The sequence below is a fragment of the Lentzea sp. NPDC036949 genome (genome assembly GCF_055608075.1).
In genome coordinates this window covers 300450-325503 of sequence record NZ_JBVJRA010000003.1, presented here as the reverse complement: position 1 = coordinate 325503, position 25054 = coordinate 300450, and the positions used below count along the sequence as shown (strand labels likewise).

General features: G+C 70.5%; 20 protein-coding genes. 4 read left to right on the top strand and 16 right to left on the bottom strand.

Features of this window, described 5'->3' with window-relative positions; all coding sequences use genetic code 11:
- Nucleotides 1-10: 10 nt before the first annotated feature.
- Nucleotides 11-535, top strand: coding sequence for a toxin-antitoxin system HicB family antitoxin (locus tag ACZ7CD_RS11015; RefSeq protein WP_360390654.1), 525 nt, complete (start codon nt 11-13; stop codon nt 533-535).
- Between the two features lie 5 nt (nt 536-540).
- Nucleotides 541-1443 (top strand): DUF4097 family beta strand repeat-containing protein, encoded by a 903-nt coding sequence (locus ACZ7CD_RS11010; RefSeq protein ID WP_360390656.1) that lies wholly within the window; start codon nt 541-543, stop codon nt 1441-1443.
- Between the two features lie 136 nt (nt 1444-1579).
- On the opposite strand, the gene ACZ7CD_RS11005 is transcribed toward ACZ7CD_RS11010, so the two are convergent.
- The 4 genes from ACZ7CD_RS11005 to ACZ7CD_RS10990 form a co-directional block, all read right to left on the bottom strand.
- Nucleotides 1580-2074 (bottom strand): hypothetical protein, encoded by a 495-nt coding sequence (locus tag ACZ7CD_RS11005; RefSeq protein ID WP_360390659.1) that lies wholly within the window; start codon nt 2072-2074, stop codon nt 1580-1582.
- Nucleotides 2075-2092: 18 nt separating this feature from the next.
- On the bottom strand, nt 2093-2701 hold the full coding sequence (locus ACZ7CD_RS11000) for a TetR/AcrR family transcriptional regulator (RefSeq protein ID WP_458430695.1): 609 nt from the start codon (nt 2699-2701) through the stop codon (nt 2093-2095).
- Between the two features lie 4 nt (nt 2702-2705).
- Entirely contained in the window at nt 2706-3692 is a 987-nt protein-coding gene (locus ACZ7CD_RS10995) for an aldo/keto reductase (RefSeq protein WP_470378818.1), read from the bottom strand.
- Between the two features lie 91 nt (nt 3693-3783).
- A complete protein-coding gene (locus ACZ7CD_RS10990) occupies nt 3784-4983 on the bottom strand; it encodes a winged helix-turn-helix domain-containing protein (protein WP_360390667.1) in 1200 nt (399 codons plus the stop codon).
- A 70-nt stretch (nt 4984-5053) separates the two neighbouring features.
- Here ACZ7CD_RS10990 and ACZ7CD_RS10985 point away from each other — a divergent pair, with 70 nt between their 5' ends.
- Together ACZ7CD_RS10985 and ACZ7CD_RS10980 are read left to right on the top strand one after the other, a co-directional pair.
- Nucleotides 5054-5596, top strand: a complete 543-nt coding sequence (locus ACZ7CD_RS10985; RefSeq protein WP_360390669.1) for a GNAT family N-acetyltransferase — start codon at nt 5054-5056, stop codon at nt 5594-5596.
- Nucleotides 5597-5617: 21 nt separating this feature from the next.
- Nucleotides 5618-6130 (top strand): hypothetical protein, encoded by a 513-nt coding sequence (locus tag ACZ7CD_RS10980; protein WP_360390672.1) that lies wholly within the window; start codon nt 5618-5620, stop codon nt 6128-6130.
- Between the two features lie 167 nt (nt 6131-6297).
- Here the strand turns inward: ACZ7CD_RS10980 and ACZ7CD_RS10975 are convergent, their stop codons facing one another.
- From ACZ7CD_RS10975 to ACZ7CD_RS10920, 12 genes are all read right to left on the bottom strand, one after another.
- Entirely contained in the window at nt 6298-7173 is an 876-nt protein-coding gene (locus ACZ7CD_RS10975; RefSeq protein ID WP_470378817.1) for an SRPBCC domain-containing protein, read from the bottom strand.
- On the bottom strand, nt 7170-7712 hold the full coding sequence (locus ACZ7CD_RS10970; protein ID WP_458430693.1) for a helix-turn-helix domain-containing protein: 543 nt from the start codon (nt 7710-7712) through the stop codon (nt 7170-7172). Before ACZ7CD_RS10970 ends, ACZ7CD_RS10975 begins: the two co-directional genes overlap by 4 nt.
- A 151-nt stretch (nt 7713-7863) precedes the next feature.
- Nucleotides 7864-8301, bottom strand: coding sequence for a hypothetical protein (locus ACZ7CD_RS10965; RefSeq protein WP_360390680.1), 438 nt, complete (start codon nt 8299-8301; stop codon nt 7864-7866).
- A complete protein-coding gene (gene dapB, locus ACZ7CD_RS10960; protein ID WP_360390682.1) occupies nt 8298-9035 on the bottom strand; it encodes a 4-hydroxy-tetrahydrodipicolinate reductase in 738 nt (245 codons plus the stop codon). Before dapB ends, ACZ7CD_RS10965 begins: the two co-directional genes overlap by 4 nt.
- Nucleotides 9032-10333, bottom strand: a complete 1302-nt coding sequence (locus ACZ7CD_RS10955) for a M16 family metallopeptidase (protein ID WP_470378816.1) — start codon at nt 10331-10333, stop codon at nt 9032-9034. The genes dapB and ACZ7CD_RS10955 overlap by 4 nt, the downstream gene beginning before the upstream one ends.
- Before the next feature lie 98 nt (nt 10334-10431).
- Entirely contained in the window at nt 10432-12681 is a 2250-nt protein-coding gene (locus ACZ7CD_RS10950) for a polyribonucleotide nucleotidyltransferase (protein WP_470370724.1), read from the bottom strand.
- A gap of 230 nt (nt 12682-12911) precedes the next feature.
- Entirely contained in the window at nt 12912-13181 is a 270-nt protein-coding gene (gene rpsO, locus ACZ7CD_RS10945) for a 30S ribosomal protein S15 (RefSeq protein ID WP_360390691.1), read from the bottom strand.
- 127 nt (nt 13182-13308) lie between these two features.
- Entirely contained in the window at nt 13309-13755 is a 447-nt protein-coding gene (locus tag ACZ7CD_RS10940; RefSeq protein WP_470370725.1) for a 2'-5' RNA ligase family protein, read from the bottom strand.
- A complete protein-coding gene (locus tag ACZ7CD_RS10935) occupies nt 13752-14234 on the bottom strand; it encodes a helix-turn-helix domain-containing protein (RefSeq protein WP_360390696.1) in 483 nt (160 codons plus the stop codon). The genes ACZ7CD_RS10940 and ACZ7CD_RS10935 overlap by 4 nt, the downstream gene beginning before the upstream one ends.
- 82 nt (nt 14235-14316) lie before the next feature.
- The gene (locus tag ACZ7CD_RS10930; RefSeq protein WP_360390699.1) at nt 14317-15249 is read right to left on the bottom strand and encodes a bifunctional riboflavin kinase/FAD synthetase; all 933 of its coding nucleotides are present in this window, start codon (nt 15247-15249) and stop codon (nt 14317-14319) included.
- 59 nt (nt 15250-15308) lie between these two features.
- Entirely contained in the window at nt 15309-15854 is a 546-nt protein-coding gene (locus ACZ7CD_RS10925) for a hypothetical protein (RefSeq protein ID WP_470378815.1), read from the bottom strand.
- 9 nt (nt 15855-15863) lie between these two features.
- Nucleotides 15864-25031 carry a LamG-like jellyroll fold domain-containing protein gene (locus tag ACZ7CD_RS10920; RefSeq protein WP_470378814.1) on the bottom strand — a complete coding sequence of 3056 codons (9168 nt, stop codon included), beginning with the start codon at nt 25029-25031 and terminating at the stop codon, nt 15864-15866.
- Between the last annotated feature and the right edge of the window lie 23 nt (nt 25032-25054).

Sequence of the window (25054 nt, the reverse complement as noted above, 5' to 3'; positions counted from 1 at the left end):
TAGTGGTGTCATGGATCTGTCGCCCTACATCGCGTCACTGCGCGAGGACCTGGCGACGGCCGCATCTGCGGGGGACGAAAGCACCCGTCGAACGGCCGCCGCGTTGTCCGCAGCGCTCGAGCCAGCCGCGCGACTGGCAATCATGAACGCACTGTCGGACCTGGCAGCCGAGGTCACCGCCTCGCTGGACGGCCAGGTCGTGGAGGTCAGGCTGGCCGGCCGCGACGTCCAGGTGGTCGTCACCGGTTCGGCCCCCGAGCAGGACAGCGGGCCGCAGCAGGACGTGCCACCACCGTACGTCGCCGGTGACGCCACCGGTGACATCAGCCGCATCACGCTGCGGATGATCAACGAGCTGAAGGCGAAGGCCGAGCAGGCCGCAGCCGCCCAGGGCGTGTCGCTGAACTCGTTCATCCAGCAGGCCGTCGGCGGTGCCATCCAGGGCAAGCACCGCGAGCACTGGAAGCAGCAGCACAAGGGGCCGAGCGGACAGGGCGGCTCCGGCTCGCGCGTCCGCGGATGGGTGCAGGGGTGAGCGGGATGACCGATCCGTCGAGTGGGCCGACCGCCGTCGTGCGGCAGCAGAGCTTCGAGTTCGCGGGTGTCGCGGAGATCGACATCTCGCTGCTCAGCGGCCGGGTGCAGGTGCACCTGGTCAACGAACCGGGCGTGCACGTCGAGGTGCGCCACGACCCGGCGGCGGGCAACACCTGGACCGAGGGCCTGTCGAGCGTGCTCAGCTGGGTCAGCGGCCAGTTCGGCTCCGACCGGGGCACCCCGGTCGCTGGGCCGGAGGAGGCCGTGCGGGACGCCCGCGTGGAGTTGCTGGGCAACCGGCTGCGCATCGAGTCGTCGAAGGCGCTGCCGTTGCGCGCGGTGCCGCTGTCGGTCGTCGTGACGGCACCGGCGGGCTCGCACGTGCAGTCCAAGACCGGTGCCGCCGACGTGTCGGTGACCGGCGAGGCCGGCCGGGTCGACCTGAACACCGGCACCGGCGCGGTGAACGTCGACCGCGCGACCGGCGAGGCAAAGATCAACTCGGGGTCGGGCACGGTCCGCCTCGGCACGATGCTCGCCCGCCTCAAGGCCAAGACCGGCAGCGGTGACGTCGAGGTGTCGTCCGTGGGCGACAACGCCGTGCTCATCACCGGTACCGGCGACGTGTGGCTGGGCGCGGTGCAGGGTGACGTCATGGTGCGCACCGGCAGCGGTGACCTGACCGTGGCCGACGCCGCCGCGGGCGACATCCAGCTCGGCACCGGCTCGGGCAACATCCGCGTCGGCATCCGCTCCGGCACGCTGGCCAAGATCGACCTGGTGTCCACGTCCGGTGCGGCGCGCAGCGACCTCGACGTCTCCGCGGAGCCGCTGGGCGAGGCCGCGCTGTCCGTCACCGGCCGCACCGGCAGCGGCACCGCCCTGGTAACCGCCGCAACAAGCTGACCCCAGGGGAACGCAGGGGCCCCGCGTTCCCCTGGGGGAAACGCGGGACTCCCGCGTGACTTCCGCTTCGGCGGACCGCACGCGGGGACCTCCCGTGCTCCAGTGGAGTACGAAAGCTCCCCGCGTGCACTTCGGGCTAGGGCTCCTGGAACGGTTTTGAGCCGCCGGGGACGTCGTCCGGGAAGATCGGGCAGCGGATCTCCCCGGTCAGGAACTTCCGCACGAACGACGAGAACGTGCCGTCGTAGGACCAGCTCTGCCGCAGGTCGGTGATCACGACGGTCCACTCGTCCGGCTCGCCGGCGGTGTACCAGAGGCAGTGGTCGCCGCCCAGCGTCGTGCCCCACGGCAGCAGCCCCGGCTGCTCCGGGTGGGCCCGCAGCCCCGGCTGGCGCCGCACCGCCCGCAGGACCTTGGGCGCCTGCGACATCCAGTTCATGAACCCCGCACGTGCCGTGGGGTGCAGGATGCGGACGTAGCCGCCCACGATGAGCGGCGGGTACGCCTCCGCGAGGTGCACGTAGTCGGTCGGCAGGGGTGTGCCCAGCCGTGCCCGGACCGCGTCCCAGTCAACCGGGTCCGGACGCCGCTCGGGCGCTCCCAGCAGGTCGATCCACTCGTCAGGCGGCACCGCTCACCTCCGTGACCCTCAAGCATCGCCTGCGGAACTCGGACCTCGGTTGTACCGCAGTCCAGCGATCACCAGGGAGACGACGGCGTCGAACGCGGCCTGAATGTGAGGATCCCCCCACTCGGGCGCGTGGCTCGGGTGGTGGAACCGGTCCGTCGCGTCCCACACCGCCTGTGCCGTCACAGCGACGTCGTCCGCCATGAACTCCTGGGTTTCCACTCCCGCGCGGATGATGCGCGCGAGCAGCTCCACCATGTGCCCGACGTGGTACTCCGGGATGCTGTCGCTCTCCTTGACCAGCACCTGGAACGTCTCGAACAGCTCGGGTTCCTCCAGGTGCGCGCGCCGCTTGCGGTCGAACAGCTCCTGCAACCACGCGCGCAGCCGGTCGGACGCGCTGCCCCCGTGGTCCGACATCGCGGCGAACTCCCGGTGGGTGTGGTCGAGCCACCGGCGCGTCACGGCCTCCCGCAGCGCCGCCTTGGTCGGGAAGTGGCGGTAGACGCTGCCGTGGCTCACCCCGAGCGCCTTGGCGACGTCGACCACCGTCGCCTTGGCCGGCCCGTACCTGCGCAGGACCTCTTCGGTCGCCACGAGGATCGCCTCCCCGGTCAACGCCTCCGCCACGTCCTCACCTCTCGCTGTCCAGCATCGCCATCTGCTCGGCGGCGTACCGCGTGCCCGCGGCCGCCCCGACCGGGACGACGGTGTCGATCTCCCGCAGCTCCTGCTCGGTGAGCTCGACGTCGAGCGCGCCGATCGCCTCGCCCAGCCTCGCACGCTTCGTCGTGCCGATCAGCGGCACCACGGTGTCGCCCTTCGCCAGCACCCACGCGATGGCCAGCTGGGCCACCGTGACGCCCTTGTCGGCGGCGATCCCGGCGAGCTTCTCGACCAGGCCGAGGTTGTGGGTGAGGTTGTCGCCCTGGAACCGCGGCGTGTGGCTGCGCCAGTCGTTCGCCGCGAACTCCTTGCTCGGCGTGGCCGAGATGAGCCCGCGCGACAGCACCCCGTACGCGGTGATGCCGATGCCCAGCTCCCGGGCCGTGGGCAGGATCTCCGCCTCGATGCCCCTGCTGAGCACGCCGTACTCGATCTGCAGGTCCGTGATCGGGTGCACGGCGTGCGCCCGGCGCAGCGTCTCCGCGCCCACCTCCGCCAACCCGATGTGCCGCACCCACCCCTTCTCGATCTGCTCGGCGATCGCGCCGACCGTCTCCTCGATCGGCACGGCCGGGTCGAGCCGCGCCGGCCGGTAGACGTCCACGTAGTCCGTGCCGAGCCGCTCCAGCGAGTAGGCCAGGAAGTTGGCCACCGCCGCGGGCCGGGTGTCGAACCCGATGAACGCCCCCGCGCGGTCTCGCATGCCGCCGAACTTGACGCTGAGCTGGACCTCGTCGCGGCGGCCCTTGATCGCCTCGCGGATCAGCAGCTCGTTGTGGCCCTGACCGTAGAAGTCACCGGTGTCGAGCAGCGTGACCTCGGCGTCCAGGGCGGCGTGGATCGTGGCAATGCTCTCGTCCCGATCGGCCGGTCCGTACGCGTTGGACATGCCCATGCAGCCCAACCCGAGCGCGGACACGACCGGGCCGGTGCTGCCGAGCTGACGCTTCTGCATGACGAACTCCTCCTCTGTGGCTGAGGTCGACTATGCACCTTGGGCTGACAGATTTCAACATCTGTCAGCCGTTATTTGTACGCTCCGCGCTTCACGCCTGCGCGGCCGCCAGTTCGCCTGCCAGATCTCCCTTCGGCACGACCAGCACGTCCTCCAGGCCCAGCCACTCCGCCATGTGCGCGAGCTCGGCCGCCAGCTCCGCCGCCACGCGCGGCCGGTCCACCTCCGGTTCCGCGAACGCCGACTGCACCCGCAGCACCCCCGCCGCCCGGTCCGCCTTGAGGTCGACCCGCGCCACCAGCCGGCCGTCCAGCAGGAACGGGAACACGTAGTAGCCGTGCACCCGCCGCGGCTCCGGCACGTAGATCTCGATGCGGTACCGGAAGCCGAAGATCCGCTCGGTGCGGGCCCGTTCCCAGATCAGCGGGTCGAACGGGCACAGCAGCGCCCGCCCGGTCACCCGGCGCGGCGCCTTCGCCTCGACGTGCCGGTAGGCAGGACCGCGCCAGCCGTCGACCGCCACCGGCTCCAGCACGCCCTCCTGCGCCAGCTCGGCCACCGCCGCCTGCGAGCGCCGCGGGTCGAGCCGGTAGTAGTCGCGCAGGTCCGGTTCCGTGGCAACGCCCAGCGCCACCGCCGCCCGCGTGACCAGCTCACGCGCGCCCTCCTCCGGACTCAGCCGCCGCGCCAGCACGTCCGGCGGGATGACCCGCTCGGTGAGGTCGTAGAGCCGTTCGAAGCCGCGGCGCGTGCCCGTCGTCAGCACGCCGACGCCGAACAGCACCTCGCAGATCCGCTTGACCTCCGACCAGTCCCACCACGGACCCTTCGCCCGGCCCGTGTCACCCATCAGCGCCTTCTCCAGCGCGCCCGCGCCGATCGGGCCGAGCTCCTTGACCGCCGCCAGCACCTCGTCCACGAGCTGGGGCGAACGGTCCACGATCGTCTGGTAGTTCTGCCACCAGCCGCGCTTCTTCGCCCCGGAGTGGAACAGCGGCCAGTCGGCCACCGGCACCAGCGACGCCTCGTGCGCCCACGTCTCCACCAGCATCCGCGGCCTGCGCGCCGAATGCGTCCACGCCGCGTCGTCCAGCAGCACCGGTTCGTACGCACCCAGCCGCGAGAACAACGGCATGTAGTGCGCGCGCACCGCCACGTTCACCGAGTCGATCTGCAACAGCTGCACCCGCGACAGCACGCGCTGCAGGTGCCTGCGCGTGGCCGCTGACGGCCGCCCGTCCGTGAAACCCTGCGCCCCCAGGGCGATCCGCCGGGCGACGTCCGCACTCATCCTCTGCACCCCGTCGATGCTGCCACGCACCCCTGACAATTCTCCGGGGGACGGCCGATAAGGTGCGGCAATGGCCGACGCCGGCGTGCACACCGCCACCGCGAACGACGTTCCGGAGATCATCCGCATCCACCGCGAGACCTGGCGCCTCGCCTACGCGCAACTGCTGCCGGAAGACGTGCTGAGCACGCTCGACACGGACGAGGCGTGGTCGCTGGCCGTGCAGAACGGCGCCGTGCTCGTGGCGACCGAGGGCGAGTGGACCGTCGGTTTCGCCGTGGCGACCAAGGCCCCGGACGAAGAGGTCGCCAGGGCGGACGGGTCGCTGCCCGAGGACGCCGCGACGACCGCGTTGCTGAGCGTGCTCACCGAACCCCGCTGGGGCCGCCGCGGCCACGGCACCCGGCTCGTCGCCGAAGCGTGCCGCGAGCTTGCGAAAGCAGGCGCCACCAGGGGGATCGCGTGGGTCCCCGAGGCCGACAAGGCGTCGCGGAACTTCTACGAGCGACTGGGCTGGACGGGTGACGGCACGGTGCGCACCCTGGACGCGGGCGGTCGTCCGTTGCGCGAGGTGCGGCTGTCCGGTCCGCTCGAGGTCCGACTCGGCGACTGAGAACTGTGTAGCCTCGGGCGGGTGTTCGGCTTGGTGGGCCTCACCTTCGGCATCGCTCTCGGCTCCGCGCTCCTCCCCTTCATCAGCATCGAAGCGTGGGTGGTGGGGCTTGGCGCGCGCTGGCCGGGCCTCCCGTTCTGGGTGGTCGGGCTCGTCGTCGCCGTCGGCCAGGTGCTGGGCAAGCTGGTGTACTTCTACGCGGCGCGCGGTGACATCCAGCTGCCGAAGTGGTTGCACCGCAAGAAGAAAGAGCGCACGAAGCCAACGCTGGCGCAGCGCTGGTTCGGCGAGGGCACCCGCATGCACCGGTGGGGCGACTGGATCCACGTGAAGTGCCGGGCGCACCCGAACTGGATGGCCGGCACCCACGCTGTCAGCTCGCTGGTGGGTCTGCCGCCGTTCATGGCGACGAGCGTCCTCGCCGGCCTCGCCGGGATGTCCACGCTGGTCTTCGTGGTCACCGGGCTGGTCGGCCGGTTCGCCAGGTTCAGCCTCCTGTGCGCCTCACCCGGCCTGATCATGGCGTGGCTCTAGCCGAACACGATCGACACCGCCACCGAGAACGCGATCACGAGCGCGGCGAACACAACACGGGTCTCCTTCAGCACGTGCCTCAAACTAGCGAGCCCGCACCGGACAAAGCCACGTGCAAACGGGTGAGAGCCGGATGATCCAGCTCTCACCCGCCGTTTCACGCCCGATCATTCGAGCACGAGCACGCCATCCGGCAGTCCCGGCACCTCCACGGAGTGCCACATCGGCTTCCAGTCCGGGATCTCCAGCATCCGCCGCAGGTCCGCGAACCCGCTGAGCCAGCCCATCCACGACCCGTACGGCGGCCGCTCCGGATCGAACCCGCTCTGCACGAACGTCAGGTGCGTCTTCCCGCCCGACTCGGCGAGCTCCCACGACGACACCATCCCGTCCGGGAACTCGATCGCGAACCGGTTCTCGTCGAGCGCGAGGACCTTGCCGGGGTTCGGTTCGTCGTCGAAGCTCCCCATGGCCCACCGGCCGCCGACGTGCGGCTCGATGGACGCCCGCGCCCCGAACCACCGCTGGAACTTCTCCATGTCGGTCAACGCGTCGATGATCCGCGCGGCCGGCGCCGCGATGTCGACCTCGAACCGCTGCTCGGACGTCGAGAAGTCGCAGAACCCGAACACCTCGCGTCCTTCGACGTGCTCGACGAGGTTCGCGAGCACGAACGACCAGAACGTCTGCTCGACCCCGGCGTGCACCTCGTCCACGATCGCCTCGCCCCACTCCGGGTACGGCGACTGCGCGGCGGCGACAACGGTCTCCCCGTCCCGTTCCTCGACGGACAGCTCCACCGTGTGCTCCTCGCCGTGCAGGAACCACGAGAACCGCACCGACCGCTCGTCGAACCCGAGCAGCTTCTGCCGCCCCCGCTCCCCCTCCGGCGTGAACCGCCCCCAGAACTCGAAGACGCCGCGCTCCAGGTCCACCTCGGCGTACTCCGCCAGCCACACGCGCAGCTCGCCGGCCCTCGTCAACGCCTCCCGCACGCGCTCGACCGAAGCCCGTGCCCGAACGCGCACCACTCCCGTGCTCATCGGTTGTCTCCCTTCGGATAGCAGGCGAGGGCAACGCGGAACGCATCACCCTCGTCCCCGCCATAACGGGTGAACAGCTCCTGCAACGTCGTCTGCAGCTCGGCCAGGAACCGCTGCCGGTCCTCCGGCCGCACGCGGATCTCCCCCGACACCCCGACCGACGGCAGCTCCCCGTCCCGGTCGAGCGCCGCGATGTCCGACTGCACCTGCTCGGCCAGGTCCACGAGGTGCCCCAGCGCCAGCTCGTCCCTGGTCCCGATCCGCCCCACCAGCGCGGGCGACAGCCAGTACGACCGCGCCACCGCCTGGTAGAGCCCCTCGTGCACCCCGCGCACCTTGCGTTCGGCGACCTGAACGGCCAACCCGGCCTTGACCAGCTGCTTCACGTGGTAGTGCACCCGCTGCGGCGTCTGCTCCAGCACCTCGGCGACCTCGGTGCACGATCGCGGCGCGGCGAGCTGCCGCAGCACTTCGATCCGCTGCGGCTTGAGCAGGGTCTCGGCCTGCTCCATCCGTTCCAGGTAGATGACGTCTCTCATCGCAAAAACAACTTTGAACGTTCAAAGCTTTTTTGTCAATGGCGCATGTGCCTGCTCGCCGGTCGAGGGCCGCTTTCACCCGCACAAACGAACGCAGGGGTCCCCGTTGCGGGAACCCCTGCGTCTCACCGTGTCCAGCACCCCGACGAGGTCAGGAGTGCAGCTGGATCGCCTTCTTCATCGTCTCCCGGGCCCGGCCGCGGTCCCCGGCGACGTCGTACGCGTACGCCAGCCGGAACCAGGCGCGCCAGTCGTCGGGCGAGGTCTCGACCTCACCGCGCCGCTCCTCGAACCACGCGTCCGCGGCATCCCGGTCGACCCGCCCGGACGGACGGCGCGGCAGGTGCGAGACGTCCGGCAGCAGCCCGTCCGCGTCGAGCTCGCGGGCCATCCTCTCGGTCTCCCACCCGAACCGCAGGTTCGAGTACACGAGCCACACACCGAGCAGCGGCAGGATCAGCACGCCGACGCCGAGCAGCACCGCCACCACGTCACCGGTGCGCAGCAACGCCACGGCACGGCCGGCCAGCAGCACGAAGTACACCGCGAGGGCCGCGATCAGCAGCCCCACGGTGATCCGGGTCTTCACAGGTCCAGGTACTTGTCGAGACCGACCGCGAGCCCCGGCCGCGAGACGATCTCCCGCACCCCGAGCACCACCCCCGGCATGAACGACGTGCGGTGCAACGAGTCCTGGCGCAGCGTCAGCGTCTCGCTCTCGCCGCCGAACACGACCTCCTGGTGCGCGATCATGCCGGAGATGCGCAGCGAGTGGACGCGCACGCCGTCGACGACGGCGCCACGGGCACCCGGCTCCTCCTGCGTGGTCGCGTCGGGCATCGGGTCCATGCCCTCGCGGGCCGCCGCGATCAGCCGGGCGGTGTGCGCGGCCGTGCCCGAAGGCGCGTCGGCCTTGCGCGGGTGGTGCAGCTCGATGATCTCCGCCGACTCGTAGTAGCGGGCCGCGATCTCCGAGAAGCGCATCAGCAGCACCGCGCCGATGCCGAAGTTCGGCGCGATCAGCACACCGACCGACGGCTGGTCGGCGAGCAGTGCCGCCACGGCGTCCAAACGGGACTGGTCGAAGCCGGAAGTGCCGACGACGCAGTGGATTCCGGCGCCGATGCAGAACTCCAGGTTCCCCAGCACGACGTCCGGGTGCGTGAAGTCGACGACGACCTGAGCGCCCGCGTCCACCAGGGCCGGCAACGGGTCGTCGGCGTCGAGTGCCGCCACGACCTCCATGTCCTTCGCCGCTTCGACGGCGCGGACCACCTCGGAGCCCATGCGGCCCCGCGCGCCGAGAACACCGACGCGAATCATGCAATCACCTCGTGTACCTGGTCCGGCAGATCGTCGGCATGATCGTAGGGACCGACCACCGCGGCGGCGACCGGTCGGCGCAGCAGATCACGTGCGAGCAGCGCCACTTCCTCGGCGGTGACCGCGTCGATCCGCGCGAGCGTCGCCTCGACGCTCAGGTGGTCGCCGTAGTTCAGCTCGGACTTGCCGATCCGCGACATGCGCGAGCTCGTGTCCTCCAGGCCCAGCACCAGCCCGCCGCGCAGCTGGCCCTTGCCACGGGCCACCTCGGCGTCGGACAGGCCACCGCGCGCCACGTCCACCAGCACCTCGCGGATCACGCCGGCGACGTCGCCGAGGCGGTCCGGCTGGCAGCCCGCGTACACGGCGAACGTGCCCGTGTCGGCGTACATGCCGACCGACGAGTACACCTGGTAGGCGAGGCCGCGGCGTTCGCGGACCTCCTGGAACAGCCGCGAGCTCATGCCGCCGCCGACCGCCGCGTTCAGCACGTTCAACGCGAACCGGCGCTCGTCGTGGCGGTCGAGGCCCTTCATGCCGAGCATCAGGTGCGCCTGCTCGGTGTCGTCGGTGTGCAGCACCAGCTTGCGGGCGTCGGCGATGCGCGCCCGGCCCGCCCGCGGTGCGACCGCGCTGCCCTCCCGCGACAGCCGGTCACCGATCGCCTTGCGCACCAGGCGCATGACGTGCGCGTGCTCGATGTTGCCCGCGACGGCGAACACCATGCGCGGCAACGTGTAGTTCTTCTTGTAGAACGAGTACAGGTTGTCCCGTTCCATGTCCTGGATGGACTTCTCGGTGCCCAGCACCGGACGGCCCAGCGCGTGCCCGCCGAACAACGCCTCGATGAACGCGTCGTGCAGCAGGTCCTCGGGGTCGTCGTCGCGCATCGCGATCTCTTCGAGCACGACACCGCGTTCGGTCTCGAAGTCCCGCGGCGCGCACAACGCCTCGAACACCACGTCCGCCACCAGGTCCACCGCCAGCGGCAGGTCCTCGTCGAGGACGTGCGCGTAGTAGCAGGTGTGCTCCTTGGCGGTGAACGCGTTCAGCTCGCCACCGACCGCGTCGATCTCCTCCGCGATCGCCGCCGCCGAACGCCGCGCCGTTCCCTTGAACAGCAGGTGTTCCAGGTAGTGCGCCGCGCCCGCGACCGCCGGGCGCTCGTCGCGCGACCCGACCTGCACCCACAGTCCGACCGAGGCGGACCGCACGCCGGGGATGCGTTCGGTGATGACCCGCAGCCCCGAGGGCAGCATGCTGCGCCGCACCTCGGAGCCCGCGGAGGTCTCGAGCACCCGCGTGCTGCCCGGTTTCTGCAGGTGCCCCAGCGCTGGAGTACGCGGACGGCCGCGGGTGGATGCACCCGCGGCCGTCACGTTGTTGTCAGTCGTGCTCACTGCGCGGGAGCCGCCTCAGCGGCCTCGGTGGCAGCGGGCGCCTCGGTGGCGTCGGACGCGGGCGCCTCGGCGGCGTCCTCGTTCACGACCACCAGGCTGATCTTGCCGCGCTGGTCGATGTCGGCGATCTCGACGCGGAGCTTGTCGCCGACCTTGACGACGTCTTCCACCTTCGCGATGCGCTTGCCGTTGCCCAGCTTCGAGATGTGGACGAGGCCGTCCTTGCCGGGCAGCAGCGAGACGAACGCGCCGAACGCCGCGGTCTTCACCACGGTGCCCAGGAAGCGCTCGCCGACCTTCGGCAGCTGCGGGTTCGCGATCGCGTTGATCATGTCGATCGCGGCCTCGGCCGAGGGGCCGTCCGCCGCACCGACGTAGATCGTGCCGTCGTCCTCGATGGAGATGTCGGCACCGGTCTGCTCGGTGATCGAGTTGATCATCTTGCCCTTCGGGCCGATGACCTCGCCGATCTTGTCGGTCGGAATCTTGACCGACGTGACGCGCGGAGCGAAGGCGCTCATCTCGTCCGGGTCGGAGATGGCCTCGGCCATGACCTCCAGGATGGTGTAGCGCGCGTCGCGGGCCTGGCCCAGCGCCGCCGCCAGCACCTCGGACGGGATGCCGTCGAGCTTCGTGTCGAGCTGCAGCGCCGTCACGAACTCCTTGGTGCCCGCGACCTTGAAGTCCATGTCGCCGAACGCGTCCTCGGCACCGAGGATGTCGGTCAGCGCCACGTAGCGGGTCTCACCGTCGACCTCGTCGGACACGAGGCCCATCGCGATGCCGGAGACCGGTGCCTTCAGCGGGACACCGGCGTTGAGCAGCGACAGCGTCGAGGCGCAGACCGAGCCCATGGACGTCGAGCCGTTGGAGCCCAGCGCCTCGGACACCTGGCGGATCGCGTAGGGGAACTCGTCCCGCTTCGGCAGCACCGGCATGAGCGCGCGCTCGGCCAGTGCGCCGTGGCCGATCTCGCGGCGCTTCGGCGAGCCCACGCGGCCGGTCTCACCGGTCGAGTAGGGCGGGAAGTTGTAGTGGTGCAGGTAGCGCTTGTGCGTCTCGGGGGACAGCGAGTCGATCTGCTGCTCCATGCGCAGCATGTTCAGCGTGGTGACACCCAGGATCTGGGTCTCGCCGCGCTCGAACAGCGCCGAGCCGTGCGTCCTCGGGATCACGGCGACCTCGGCACCCAGGTCGCGGATGTCGGTGACACCGCGGCCGTCGATGCGCACCTGGTCGCGCAGGATCCGCTGGCGGACCAGCTTCTTGGTGAGCGAGCGGAACGCCGCGCCGATCTCCTTCTCGCGGCCCTCGAACTGCTCGGCCAGCTTGTCCAGCGTGGCGGCCTTGATCTCGTCGAGCTTGTTCTCGCGCTCGGCCTTGCCCGCGATGGTCAGCGCCTGGGCGAGCTCGCCGGAGGCGGCCGACTCGACGGCCTCGAACGCGTCGGCCTGGTAGGCCGGGAACGTCGGGTACTCACCGGTCTCCTTGGCGGCGACCTGCGCGAGCTGCGCCTGCGCCTCGCAGAGGACCTTGATGAACGGCTTCGCGGCCTCGAGGCCAGCGGCCACGACCTCCTCGGTGGGGGCGACGGCGCCCTCGCCGATCAGGTCGATCACGTTCTCGGTGGCCTCCGCCTCGACCATCATGATCGCGACGTCGCCGGAGTCGACCACGCGGCCCGCGACGACCATGTCGAACACGGCCTTCTCGAGCTGCTCGTGGGTCGGGAACGCCACCCACTGGCCCTCGATCAGAGCGACGCGGACGCCACCGATCGGGCCGGAGAACGGCAGGCCGGCGAGCTGCGTCGACGCGGACGCGGCGTTGATCGCCACGACGTCGTACAGGTCGGCCGGGTTGAGGCTCATGACCGTGATGACGACCTGGATCTCGTTGCGCAGACCGTCCACGAAGGACGGGCGCAGCGGACGGTCGATCAGACGGCAGGTCAGGATGGCGTCCGTGCTCGGACGGCCCTCACGCCGGAAGAACGAGCCGGGGATGCGGCCCGCGGCGTACATGCGCTCCTCGACGTCCACCGTGAGGGGGAAGAAGTCGAAGTGCTCCTTCGGCTGCTTCGACGCCGTGGTGGCGGAGAGCAGCATCGTGTCGTCGTCCAGGTACGCGACCACGCTGCCCGCGGCCTGGCGCGCCAGGCGCCCGGTCTCGAAGCGGATCGTGCGCGAGCCGAACTTGCCGTTGTCGATCACGGCAGTCGCCTCGTGAACTTCGATGTCCGTCATATAAGTGTTTCTCCTCGTCTTTTGGGACACCGCAACACGCGTTCTGACGAGGCCGGTCTTCGATCGAAGTCCTCTGGGGCGTTCCACCAGAGGGCCACTACCGAGGACCGGCGATAACTGCTTCGCGCGATGCGGGCCCTGTTTTGTTCCTCTTTGCAACCAGGGGTCTGTATACACCCGGTTGTGCGCCGAGGGGGAGCGACCGGCCGGTCACTCCCCCTCGGCGGGTATCACCTGCGCAGACCGAGGCGCTGGATCAGCGCGCGGTAGCGGTTGATGTCCACCTTGGTCAGGTAGTTCAGCAGACGGCGGCGACGGCCGACCATCAGCAGAAGACCACGGCGGGAGTGGTGGTCGTGCTTGTGCTGCTTGAGGTGCTCCGTGAGGTCGGCGATGCGCTTGCTCAGGAGCGCGACCTGCGCCTCGGTCGAGCCGGTGTCGCTGTCGTGCAGACCGTACTCACCGAGGATGGTCTTCTTCTGCTCCGTGGACAGTGCCACTGGGTGGTTCTCCTACTTGTTCAGGTCCGTGCGGCCCCACGCCCGCCGAATTGCTGGCCGGGGTAGCCGGTACTGGCCGCCACGGACCGCAGCCAGACCCAACTGCGAAGGTTATCAGGCACACCGCTCAACGGCGCGTTGACGTGCGCAACCCCACCCGTGCCACGGGCGAGTGGACGCCGTCTGCGCTGCTCACGAGCACCGCCTCGGCCGGCGTCCACGGGCTGCTCTCGAAGGCCGGCATCGGCTGGCCCCGATACCCGTAGGCCAACGTCAGGTGCGCTTTCCAATTGTCGTCCGCGCCCGCCGCCCGTGCCAACCCATTTAAGTCGCCGTCGATTCCCGCCCACAGGACCGTGCCGCGGAAGTCGCCGAAGCCCTTCACCCGCAGTTGCGGCGCGGGATGTCCCGCGAGTGCCCGGAAACGTTCCTCATCAGCGCTTTCGCCGTGAAAGCAGAGCGTGATGTGCCATTTCCCGGAGTTCGTCCACCCGATGTCGAGCGAACGGTCCAGCACGGCGTCGAGCTCGTCGACCACGTTCCGGGGCGGGAAGAGGGCGGTGAAGAACCTCACCGGGGCCCGGCGGCCCGGATGGCGCGGCGGAACAGCTCGGCAATAGCGGGGAAGTCCTCGTGCAGGAGGTCGGCGGCCTGCTGCAGCTCGACCCGGTCGGCGACGCGGCGCAGCACCGGGTACGCGACGCTCTCGTCGCCGTTGACCGGCAGCGAGTCGCGCGACACGGTCGGCTTGGAGTCGCGCACGTCGTCGAGCGCGCGCTGCAACGCCTCCGGCGCCCCGGTCGCCACGTCCGGCGTGAGCACCTTGCGCTCCAGCATGATCATCCGCGCGAGCACGGCCGGGTTGCCGATCTTGGCCCGCCGCCCGCTCATGACCTGGCTGAGCATGGGCGCGCTGATCCCCAGCACGTCGGCCAGCTGCGCCTGCGACACGTTGAAGGCCACGACCAAGCGCCTCACCCGGTCTCCCAGGGGTTCCCCGTACCACTCCCGCTGGAGGGCGAGGTTGCGCTGAACGATCTTGTGGTCCTCCACCTTGGCCTCTCCCGTAGCCTGCTTCGACCCGCATCCTGCCAGCACGAAGGCCGTCACATGCGCACTTCGTGCCATCTGACGGTCACGACTCGGTGAGCAGTTCCCTCGTTCGGTCTACATCCCGGTGCATCTGCTCCAGGAGCGCCTCGACGGAGTCGTACTTCTCCATCTCGCGGAGCCGTTCCACGAAGTCCACGGCGACCCGCTGGCCGTAGTAGTCCTCGTCCACGTCCAGCACGAACGCCTCGACCCGCCGTTCCCGTCCCGAGAACGTCGGGTTCGTGCCGACCGAGACGGCGGCCTTGAGCGTCCGTCCCTTGGCGTCGGTGAACCAGCAGGCGTAGATCCCGTCCGCGGGCACGGCCGCGAACCGGGGCGTCGACAGGTTCGCGGTGGGGAACCCCAGGTCCTTGCCCCGCCCGTCGCCCTTGACGACGATCCCCTCCAGCCGGTGCGGCCGCCCCAGCGCCTCCGCGGCGGCCTTCACGTCACCGGCGTCGATGCACGCGCGGATGTAGGTCGACGAGTAGGTCACGTCGTCAGCGGACACCAGATCAGCCCCCTCGGTCACAAAGCCGAACCGCTGCCCCAGCTGGCGCAGCATCGCGACGTTACCCGCCGCCCTGTGCCCGAAGGTGAAGTTCTCACCCACCACGACAGCCGCCGCGTGCAGCTTCTCGACCAGCACCTCGTGCACGAACTCGTCCGCCGGCATCCGGCTGGTCTCCAGGCTGAACGGCACGACCACGAAGTGGTCGACTCCGAGCTCCTCGACCAGCTGGGCCCTGCGCCGCAGCGTCGTGAGCTGGGCGGGGTGGCTGCCCGGCCGGACCACTTCGGACGGATGGGGGTCGAACGTCATGAGGACACCCGGCAGCCCCCGCTCCCGCGCGAGCTCGACGGCCCGGCCGATGAGCGCCTGATGCCCCCTGTGGACCCCGTCGAACACACCGATGGTGACCACGCAGCGGCCCCAGCCGCCGGGGAGGTGATCCAGTCCGCGCCAGCGTTGCACGGTGATCAGCCTACGACGACGGCCGGTGCCGCTGCCCGCCTACCTCGCCAGGTCCTCCGTCACCACTTCTGCATCGTCCTGACCACCACGGCCTCGACGTCTTCCCCACGCATCGAGGCGGACAGGACCCGGCGCAGCAGTGCGCCCGCCTGTTCGAAGGCGAACGCCGACGAGTTCATCTCGTCGAAGCCTGCCTGGTCGACCACCAGCGTTCCGGCGGGCAGCTCCGCCCCACCGGAGAGAACGCCTTTCAAGGCCCCTTCCGGGAAGTCCTCCGGCAGGCCCACCTCGAACGGGTTCTTCCACAGCCGGGACGCGCAGGTGATCTCGCCGCCGGCCGGCGTGGCGGCGCGGGGCACCCGCACCTCCAACACACCCGCCGACGCCTCTGCACCGAGTGGTGTGTAGGTCGCTCCGAGCAACGCCCTCGGAGCGACGCCGCCGAACCGCCGCAACAGCTCCACGGTCACGACGGTGCTGCCCGCCGCACCGGTGGCGGTCGCGGAGGAACGGTCGATGAGCCAGTCGTCCGCCAGCAGTGGAGCGCTCATCCGGCCGAACTCCACCGCGACCACACCGCGGCCCTGGAGATCTACTTCGATCATGCCGACATCTCACTTCCTCGGCGGCAGGCCGTTCTGCTTGCGCCACCACGGGCCGAACGACGGGTCGTTGTCGATGATGTCAACGTCGTAGTTCTTACCGGGGTCGTGGGTCTTGAGCGCCAGCTCGTGCGCGTCTTCGTACTTCATGCCCTGCTGCATGAGTCCGGACTCCGTGAGCTCGTGCCGCATGAAGTTCGTCTGGCTCTGCGGAAGCGGCCTTCCCGCCTGGAGGTTGCCCCTGATTCGGCCGATCATGAGGTCGTTGCTCGGCGAGTGGTCGAGCTTGCCGAGGTGCGCGGCGACCTCGTCCAGGTCCGTGAGCGTCGGGCTCGCAGCCCGTTCCAGCGGACTCAGCCGCACCACACCGCTGCCGGCGCGTTTGAAGATCTTCCCCCACGGTATGACGGCGAGGACCACACCTGCGGCGGCGAGACCGCATGCCCAGGTGACGCCGGGGTCCTGCACGCAGGCGGCTGTGGCCTCGATCTCACCTCCGAAGAGGTCCCACATCGTGAAGCCGCCTTGCCCGCAAAGCTCCGGCTTGTTGGCCTTGGTGTTCGAGTCGCAGCCGGCGAGCGGGTCCGGCGGCGTCGGCGGCACGGAGCCGGCAGGGCACAGGTCGTTGTGGTTGAGGTAGGTGTCGGGGTCGCACTCCTTGGGCGGCCGCACGCCGTCGGGATCGCGGTCGCGGTCCTGACGCCAGTGCACCGACGTCATCTCGCCTGGGCCGGACGACGCGAGCGACACCGAGCCGATCAGGGCGTTCGAGGGCACCACGAGCAGCATTTCGAGCTTGCGGTAGCTGTTGTTCACGTCGTTGACCGGGTTCGAGTACGTGCTCGCGACCTCGGAACGCCGGTCGGGCGCCGACGACACCGGCGGCTTGCGGTCGCCGCTGAACGACGGCTGGGTCATCGCCTCCGGCACCGGCAACGGGTTGCGGCGGCCGTAGTCCTGGGCCTGCTTGCGGGCGTTGACCGACGGGTCGGTCTGCTGCTGGGTCCTGCGCTGGTTCGAGTTGTTGTTCTTCCTGTTGTTGCTCGGGTTGCTGCTGCCCTGGTTGCTGCTGGACTGGTTGCTGCCACCGACACCGGGGTCCTCGTGGGTGCCACCGCCGGGGAACCACGAGCACAGCATCGGCATGAGGATGCAGAGACCGCCACCGCTGTCGTCGCCGCACGGGTTGCCGCCGCCGAAGCCCTTGCACGGGTAGTGGCCCGTCGGATCGACGTGGTTCACCGGCGACCCGAGCCCGTAGGAGTAGCGGTTGGCCATGCCGGACGGAGCGGCCGGCAGGGTCCACGAGTCGCGTGACTCGAAGCCGCCGCTGCCCGGGTTGTACCAGCGCGCGGCCATGTTGACCGTGCCGGAGGCCGGGTCGGTCCACTCGCCCTGGAAACCGACCGCGCGCTTGGCGCCGGAGGTGACCACGCCGAACGGGTCGTAGGCGGTCGAGTCGGCCAGCGACGTCATGGTGCCGGCCGGGTCGAGGGTGCCGACGACGTCGCCGTGCCGGTCGGAGACGGCCAGCTTCTTGTCGGTGCCCTGGCCGATGGCGAGGACCGAGCCGGAGGCGTCGCGGCCGTAGACCGCGGTGCCGTCCGACACGACCGCGCTGGACGTGCCGCTGTACTGGAACGACTTGTCGTTGCGCTTGGTCACGCGGTCCAACGCGTCGTACGTGTACGTCTGCGCGCCTTGGCTCACCATGCGGTCGAAGGCGTCGAACGAGGCCGTGACACCCGCACGGGAGGTCACGCCGCCGCGCGCGTTGTGGGAGACCACCGCTCCGTTCTCGGTGCGGAGGCGGTTGCGTTCGTCGTAGGTCGACTGGGCGTCGCCCACGCGGGTGCGGTTGCCCGCGGCGTCCCAGCCGTACGAGACCGTTCCGGCCGGTGAGGTCCAGGACTTCAGGCGGCCCGAGTGGTCGTAGTCGTAGGTCTGCTGACCGGCGGCCGTCGTGCCGGTCGAGGTCTTCGTGAGCACCCGGTCGGCGCGGTCGTAGGTGTAGGCGACGGACGCGGCGCCGGCGACGGTGTCCTTGGCCAGGCGGCCGCCGTCGTCGTAGTCGTAGGTGCGCGTGCGGCCGTTGCCCAGGTCGAGCGTCTTCAGCAGGCCCGCGGTGTCGTAGCCGAAGGTCTGCGTCAGACCGGTCACGCCGTCCTGCACGGACTGGGTCCGCCCGAGCAGGTAGGTGAACCGGGAGGTGCCCGATGCGTCGGTGCGCGCGGTCAGGTTGCCGTCGTCGTCGTACTCGCGCGACGCGGTGCCGCCCGGTCCGGACGACGTCAGCAGCAGGCCGCGGTCGTTGTAGGTGAACGTGTCGGTGCCGCCCGCGCTGGACGAGCCGACCAGGCGGCCCAGCGCGTCGTAGTCGTAGCCGCGGTCGGTGGTGGCCGCCTCGGCGCCCGAGCCGGTCTCCTTCGTCAGCCGGCCCAGCGGGTCGAACGTGCGGGTGCGGACGACACCGCCCGGCGCGCGTTCGGACACGGGGTCGCCGGCCGCGTTGTAGGTCGTGGTCCACGTGCGGTCGGCCGGAGCGGGGTGCTCCGCCGTCGCCGCCTCGATCGTGGACTCCGGCAGGCCGAGCGTGTTGTAGGTGTAGGCGGTGCGGTTGCCGCGGCCGTCGACGAACCGCGTGCGGTTGCCGGCCGAGTCGTAGCCGGAGGACGTGGTGATCGACTCGGTGTCGGAGACCGGCTCGACCTGGCCGACGGTGCGGTTGAGCGCGTCGTGGGTGTAGGTGGTCTTGCGGCCCAGCGGGTCGGTGGCGGTGGTCAGGTTGCCGGCGGCGTCGTGGACGAACGTCGAACGGCTGACCAGCCCGCCGGACGCGCTGAGGCGGCGGACCGACTCGACCCGGCCCGCCTGGTCGTACCCGGTGAACGTGGCGCGGCCGGCGCCGTCGGCCACCTTGATCCGGCGGCCCGCGAGGTCGTAGCCGAAGGAGTTGACGACACCGGCGGGGTCGGTGCTGCGGACGAGCGAGCCGAGCACGTCGTACTCCAGCTTCGACTCGGCGCCCAGCGGCGACCTGACCTTCTCCAGGCGGTTGGCCGCGTTGTAGGAGTAGGTGCTCGTCAGGGTCTTGGCGGGCGACCGCTCCAGCACGGTGCTCGTGGCGAGGCGGCCGAACATGTCGTAGGTCGACTCGGTGCGCGCACCGCTCTCGTCCACGGTGGACAGCAGCTCGCCGGTCCTGGTGTAGGTCCGCACGACGCTGCCGGCCGGGCCGGTGGTCTTCACCACGCGACCCATCTGGTCGTACTCGAACGTCGTCGACGCACCGCGCGCGTCGACGGTCTCCAGCACGTTGCCGTTGCCGTCGTACCGCGCCGTGGAGAAGCCCTCGACCGGCTGCGACGCACCGGGCGGTGTGTAGGAGGGCGCGGAGGCCTTGACGGTCCGGCCCAGCCGGTCGACCTCGGAGCGGTGCACGACGCCGTTGGCGTCCTGCGCCTGCTGCGACTCGCCGAACGCGTTGTAGCCGATCTTCGTCACGGGCCGCACGGTCGCGGGGTCGTTCTCGGCGGTCACGACGGAGACGGCGGGCGAGGTCGTGCCGACCAGGCGGCCGGCCTCGTCGTAGGTCAGGTCGGTCGTGAACGCGGCGGCGCTGGCGCCCGGTTCGTTGCCCCGCGGCGGCACGACCTTGCGCACGAGACCGCGCTGGTCGTACTCCCACGTGGTGCGCAGCCGGCCGGTGTTCAGGCGCACGTCCTCCGACGTGCGCCGGCCGAAGGCGTCGTAGCCGTAGTCGACGACCTCCGCGGTGCCGCTCTGCAGCTGCCCCGCGTTGGAGGTGTTGCCGGTGCGGGTGACCTGGGTGATGCCGCCGTTCAGGTTGTAGGCGAACGCGGTGCGCCGGTCCAGGCCGCCGGGGTCGTCCACGGTGGTGAGCGTGCGGCCGACGGCGTCGTAGGTGTACTTCGTGACGAGGTTGCCGGGCTGGCGGCGTTCGACGAGGTTGCCGGCGCCGTCGTAGGAGTTCGTCTCCAGGTCGATCTTCGGCGGTGCGCCGGTCCCCGTGCCCGCTCCCAGCAGCTTGCGGGAGAACAGCAGGTCGTCGCCGTAGTAGTCGCGCACCTCGGTGCGGTTCATGGCGTCGGTGGTGCGGGTGAGCCGGCCGGCCCGGTCGTAGCTGTTGCGCTGCACCACGAGGTAGCCGTTGGGCAGCGCCGGCGCGCCCTCGGGGTCGCCGTTCCAGCCGCGCAGCCGCACCTCGGACACCGCGTTGCGGGCGGTGTAGGCGAACTCGGTGCGCACGCCGTCCGCGTTGACGACGAACGTGGTGTTGCCGAAGGAGTCGTACCCCAGCGAGATCTCCCCGCCCTCGGCGTCGACCACCCGCTCGACCCGGCCGCGCGAGTCGTAGTGGGTGAACGTCTCCCGGATCGGGTCGCCGCCGGTGAGGTCGGCGCGCGACACCCTCGTCTGGTTGCCGTCGGCGTCGTACTCCAGGGACGTCTGCAGGACGTGCGTCTTGCCGGTGAGCACGTTCACGACACCGGGTGCCGTGACGCGCACGAGCCGAGAACGCTCGTCGTACCTGTACGTCGTCAGCAGCCCGTTGGGGTAGGCGTCGGAGATGGTCTTGCCGGTGACCTTGCGGCCCAGCGCGTCGTACGTCGAGACCTGCCGCAGACCGCTCGGCGACCGGACCTCGGCCACGTCACCGTTGCGGTGGTACAGGTACGTCGTGACGGCGCCCATCGGATCGCGGCTGGTCTTCACCAGTCCGGCCGGTTCGTTGCCGCCGCCGACGGCCGCGGAGCTGCCGTCGGTGTAGGTGTGCTTCACGGACGCGTTGTCCGCGGTCACCTGCTCGAGCAGCCGGCCCTTGGGGTCGTAGGAGTACCGGGTGAGGTAGGTGTTGTCGGTGGCGCCGGCCGACCGCCCGTCGCGGTGCTCGATCACCTTGTCGTTGCGCGGGTCGGTCAGGTCGGCCGGGTTGAGGTAGTAGGTGTAGTGGGCGACCTGGCAGTCCGCGGCACGGCGGCAGGTCTTGCGGGACTTGACGTTGCCGCGGGGGTCGTGCGCCAGGACGACCTGGTTGCCGACCTCGTCGGTGATCGTCGTCTGGAACCCGGCCTCGTCGTAGGAGAAGTTCCGCACGCCCTGGAACTCGACGTTCACGAAACCACCGCCACCGGTGACCGGGACGTCGCAGAAGCTGCCGTCCGGCTGCGGCGCGCAGGTGGGCTCACCGGGTGCCGGTGCCGTGGAGCCCGGCGGGCGGTCCTCCTTGCGGGTCTCCATGCCGAGCGGCGAGAGGTAGCGCAGGATGCGTCCGCGCAGCGGGTCGAAGTCGTAGAAGTGGTGGCGGTTCCCGGGGTCGGTGACCCGGACCGTGCGCACCGGGTTCTGCTCGTTGCCGGTGAACGCGGGCGCGCCGAACCGCCACGAGCCGCCGTTGCGGTCGATCTGCTCGCTGACCCGGTCGCGGACCGTGTCGTAGCGGACCTCGCCCGCGACCCGTCCGCTCGGCAACGTCACCTTCGCCACCTGGGCGCCGGGCATCTTCGCGGCCTGCACGTGGGCGTTGACCTCGTTGAGCCCCAACGGGTGCGCGTAGACGGCGACCTCGTCGACCTCGCCCTGGAAGAACCACTGCGGCGCACCCCACGCGGGGCCGGAGCTGTTGCCCGCGCCGAGCTGGCCGTGCTTCAGCGCCGCCGTCTGCACGTCACCGGCGATCTCGCCGACCTTGGCGCCGTCGAGGTAGAGGACCTGCGTGGCGACGTCCGCGCTGAGCACGACGTGGTGCCACTGGCCGTCGTTGACGGTGCCCGTGGTGGTGATCGGCGCCGGCTGGGTGGCCGCGGTGGTGGTGAACCGGGCGCGCAGCTTGCCGTCCGTGCCGACGTACATGCCGTTGAACGCGGAGTTCTCGGTGAACGGCTTGTCGGCGAACGCGGCGAGCGGACCGGACTTCGTGGTCTTGAACCACAGCTCGACGGCGACGCTGCGGTTCTTGCGGATGGCGTTGTCCGGCAACGTGACCCGCGACTTGGTGCCGTCGAACGACACCGCGCTGTCCGGTGAGCCCTGGGCCACACCGGTCACACCGCGGGTCACGTCGGTGTACGTGGCCGCGTCGTTGCCCAGGTTGAGGCCGATCTGGCTGTGCGCCTTGGCGGAGCCGTCGGTCTCGCCCAGCGTCCAGTAGGACTCGGGCCGGGTGTCGAGGACCGTGCTGCGGTAGTGCGAGCCCCAGCCGTAGGAGTAGGTGGTGCAGCCGCCCTTCGGGTCGCAGACCTCCTCCAGCCGCCGCCCGCGTTCGGGCAGGTCGGTGGAGTAGGTGTAGGCCCACTTCAGCTCGGTGCCGTCGACGGTCGCGCTGACCTGCGTGACGACGTCGCCGGTCCAGGTGAAGGTCAGCGCGCGACCGGAGGCGGGGTTGCCGGCGGAGGTGAGCCGGCCCGTGGTGGCGTCGTAGGTGAAGTCGATGAAGCGACCGCTGTTGTCGGCGATCCTGGCCAGCTTGCCGTCGGGGCGGAAGAAGTAGCCGGTCGAGTTCTTGTCGACGAGCGTCCAGCCGCTGTCGTTGCGGAAGAACGTGGCGTAGCGGCCGGGCGGGGGCGAGTAGGTGCCGCCGCCGTTGTGGCCGAAGCGGACCTGCTGGCCGTCCGGGTAGGTGACCACGGCGTTGCCGGAGCCGTCGGTGTCCTCGACGACCCGCATGTCGAACTGGGTGCTCCAGCCGGCGCCGAACGTCAGGTCCCGGCGCGGGTCGAGGCTGTTGTAGGTGCGGGACACGCCGAGCGCGGGCCCGACACCGCCGACCGACAGGTCCACCGCGCTGGTGCGGTAGTTGCCGACCTGCGCGTCGACCTCACCGGTGCTGCCGCTGTAGGGCGCGTTGCCCAGGTGTGAGGTGATCTCCGGCTGCGGCACGGCGGTGAGCAGCGCGCTGCCCTGGACCGGCTGGCTCTCCGCGCCACCGGAGTCCTTCACGAACGCGTTCCACAGGTAGGTCTTGCTCCACCGCAACGCGCCTGCCGGCACGGTCCACGACTGGTTCGCGCTGTACCCGGAGTCCACACAGGACGAAGCGTTGTCCTTGTCGCAGACCTTGAACCGGTACTGCAGGCCGGCACCGCCGTTGTCGATGTCGATGCCGCCGGCCCACAGCGTGGGGCGCAGCGTCGGTGCCGAGTAGCCGTTCGGCGGGTACTGCTCCTGCAACGCCGGCGGCACGTTCTGCATCTCGAGGTTGAGCACCGCGGGCGGGATCTGCTCGTCGACGAAGTACGCGTGTCCCTTGCGGTGCATGGAGAACTCGAACGTGTACTCGCCCCAGTCCGCGGGCGGGAAGATCTTCGCCTCCAGCGCGACCGTCTGCCCGCGGCCGACGTCACCGGTGAGCGTCGCGGAGTCGTTCACCTGCACCATGGGCGCACCGCTGGCGGCGAACTGGCGGTACGACAGCACGTACTCGCCCGGGGTCCACGTGGTGGCGCCCCGGTTCGTCACGCTGATGCCGATCGTGCCGGGCACACCGCCCTTGAGCAGCGCGGGCTTGGGCACCGGGCGGTCGAAGCGGTACTCGGCGTCGTACGGGGTGTGCGTGATCGAGAGCTTCGGCTTGTTCGCCGTCGCGTGACCGTAGAACTTCTTCCAGCCGTAGACGTCGGTCTCGGAGGCGCGGACCGTGAGGCCGTAGTTGGCCTGCTGGCCGGTCACCCAGCGCTGCACGAGGTCGCGACCGGCGGCGCCGAGGTCGATCGCGGCGGTGGCCTGCGGGCAGTTCGACCGCGAGCTGCCCGGCGCGATGTAGCCGTAGGCGAACGACGAGCTCGCCAGCTCACCACCGTAGGCGGGGCCGGGGTAGGGGTACGTGCCGGCGAACGCGTTCCAGCCCTGCGTGACCGGGTGCACCGACACCGGCCGGGCGCCGCAGGAGTACGACCACTCGTTGGTGAGGCCGAGGGTGGCGCCGAAGATCCGGTGGTTGCGCAGGGTGTTCTCGATGCCGGAGAAGTCGAGGTAGGTGGCGGCGTTGATCCGCGTGCCGTTGTCGACCACGGTGCCCGCGCGCAGCTGGGCCCCGTCGGAGTAGCTGGTGTTCGACGAGCTGCCGACGCGCTGCACGTACATGGTGTGGCCGGACTCCGGCGTGGTCACCGTCGGGTCGACCACGACCGGGTACTTGCGCGCCGGGTCTCGGAGCCACGCGTCGTCGAGCGTGACCCGCAGCACCTGTCCGGCCAGCTCGTACCGCACGCCCTTCGACTGGACGCCACCGGCGGGGCCGTCGTGGGCGTCGACCATGAACCCGGCGGGCACGACGGCGGCGACCTTCCCGTCACGGCCGGTGAGCTCCAGGTTGCCGTTGCTGATGCGCGGCGTGAGTCCCTTGAGGTGCAACGGGAAGTCGAACGTCCGCGGCGTGTCCGCGGAGTGCAGGACGATGGACTCCTTGACCGTGCCCGCGCTGATGTCGAACCTGAGGTCGACCCGCGGCTGGACGGCGGGGTAGGTCACCGAGGAGCCGCTCACCTGCCCGGCGGACGCGGCGGACCCGCGCAGGGAGAAGCCGAGCTCGTGGTCGCCGTCGAGGGCGTACCGCACGAGCGGCGTGGCGTCGGCCGCGGCGGCGAGCCTGATGTCGACGCTGTCCGAGGCGTTGCGCCAGCCGCCGCCCGCGGCCACCAGGCTCGGGTCGACCGGTGCCCAGCTGCCGTCCGGCCTGCGGTGGTTGATCGGCTCCTGGCTGACCTCGGTGGTCTCGGTGCCGTCGGCGTTGCCGAACGTGCGGCTCGTCTCGGTTCGCCGGTCGGCGAGCTCCTTGCTCGTGGCGGCGTCGAACCCGCGGACGGCGCCGCGTTCCCTCGTGACGACCTCGGTGGGGTTGTCCTTCGCGGACGGTGTGTCCTGGCCCTTCACGGGCTGGTACTCCGCCTGCAACGACCGGGGGTCTGCCCTGTTCGCCGCCGGGTCGCCGTTCGCGGCGGCCGCGTCACCCCACTGCTGTCCGGGCCCGGACGCCGGGCCCATCGCGGCGATGGTGCGCTGCAACGCCTCCGGGAAGACCTCCGCGAGCGCGGGACCGGCGATGGTGAGCACCAACACACCCACGAGTCCGGCCAGACCGGCACGCCGGCCGCGGCTGCCCGGCGCCCGTTTTCCGGGCATGCTGAAGAACCGCGGTTCGGCCACGTCGAATCCCCCCATGTGTCCACCCAGGCCGCCTTGCC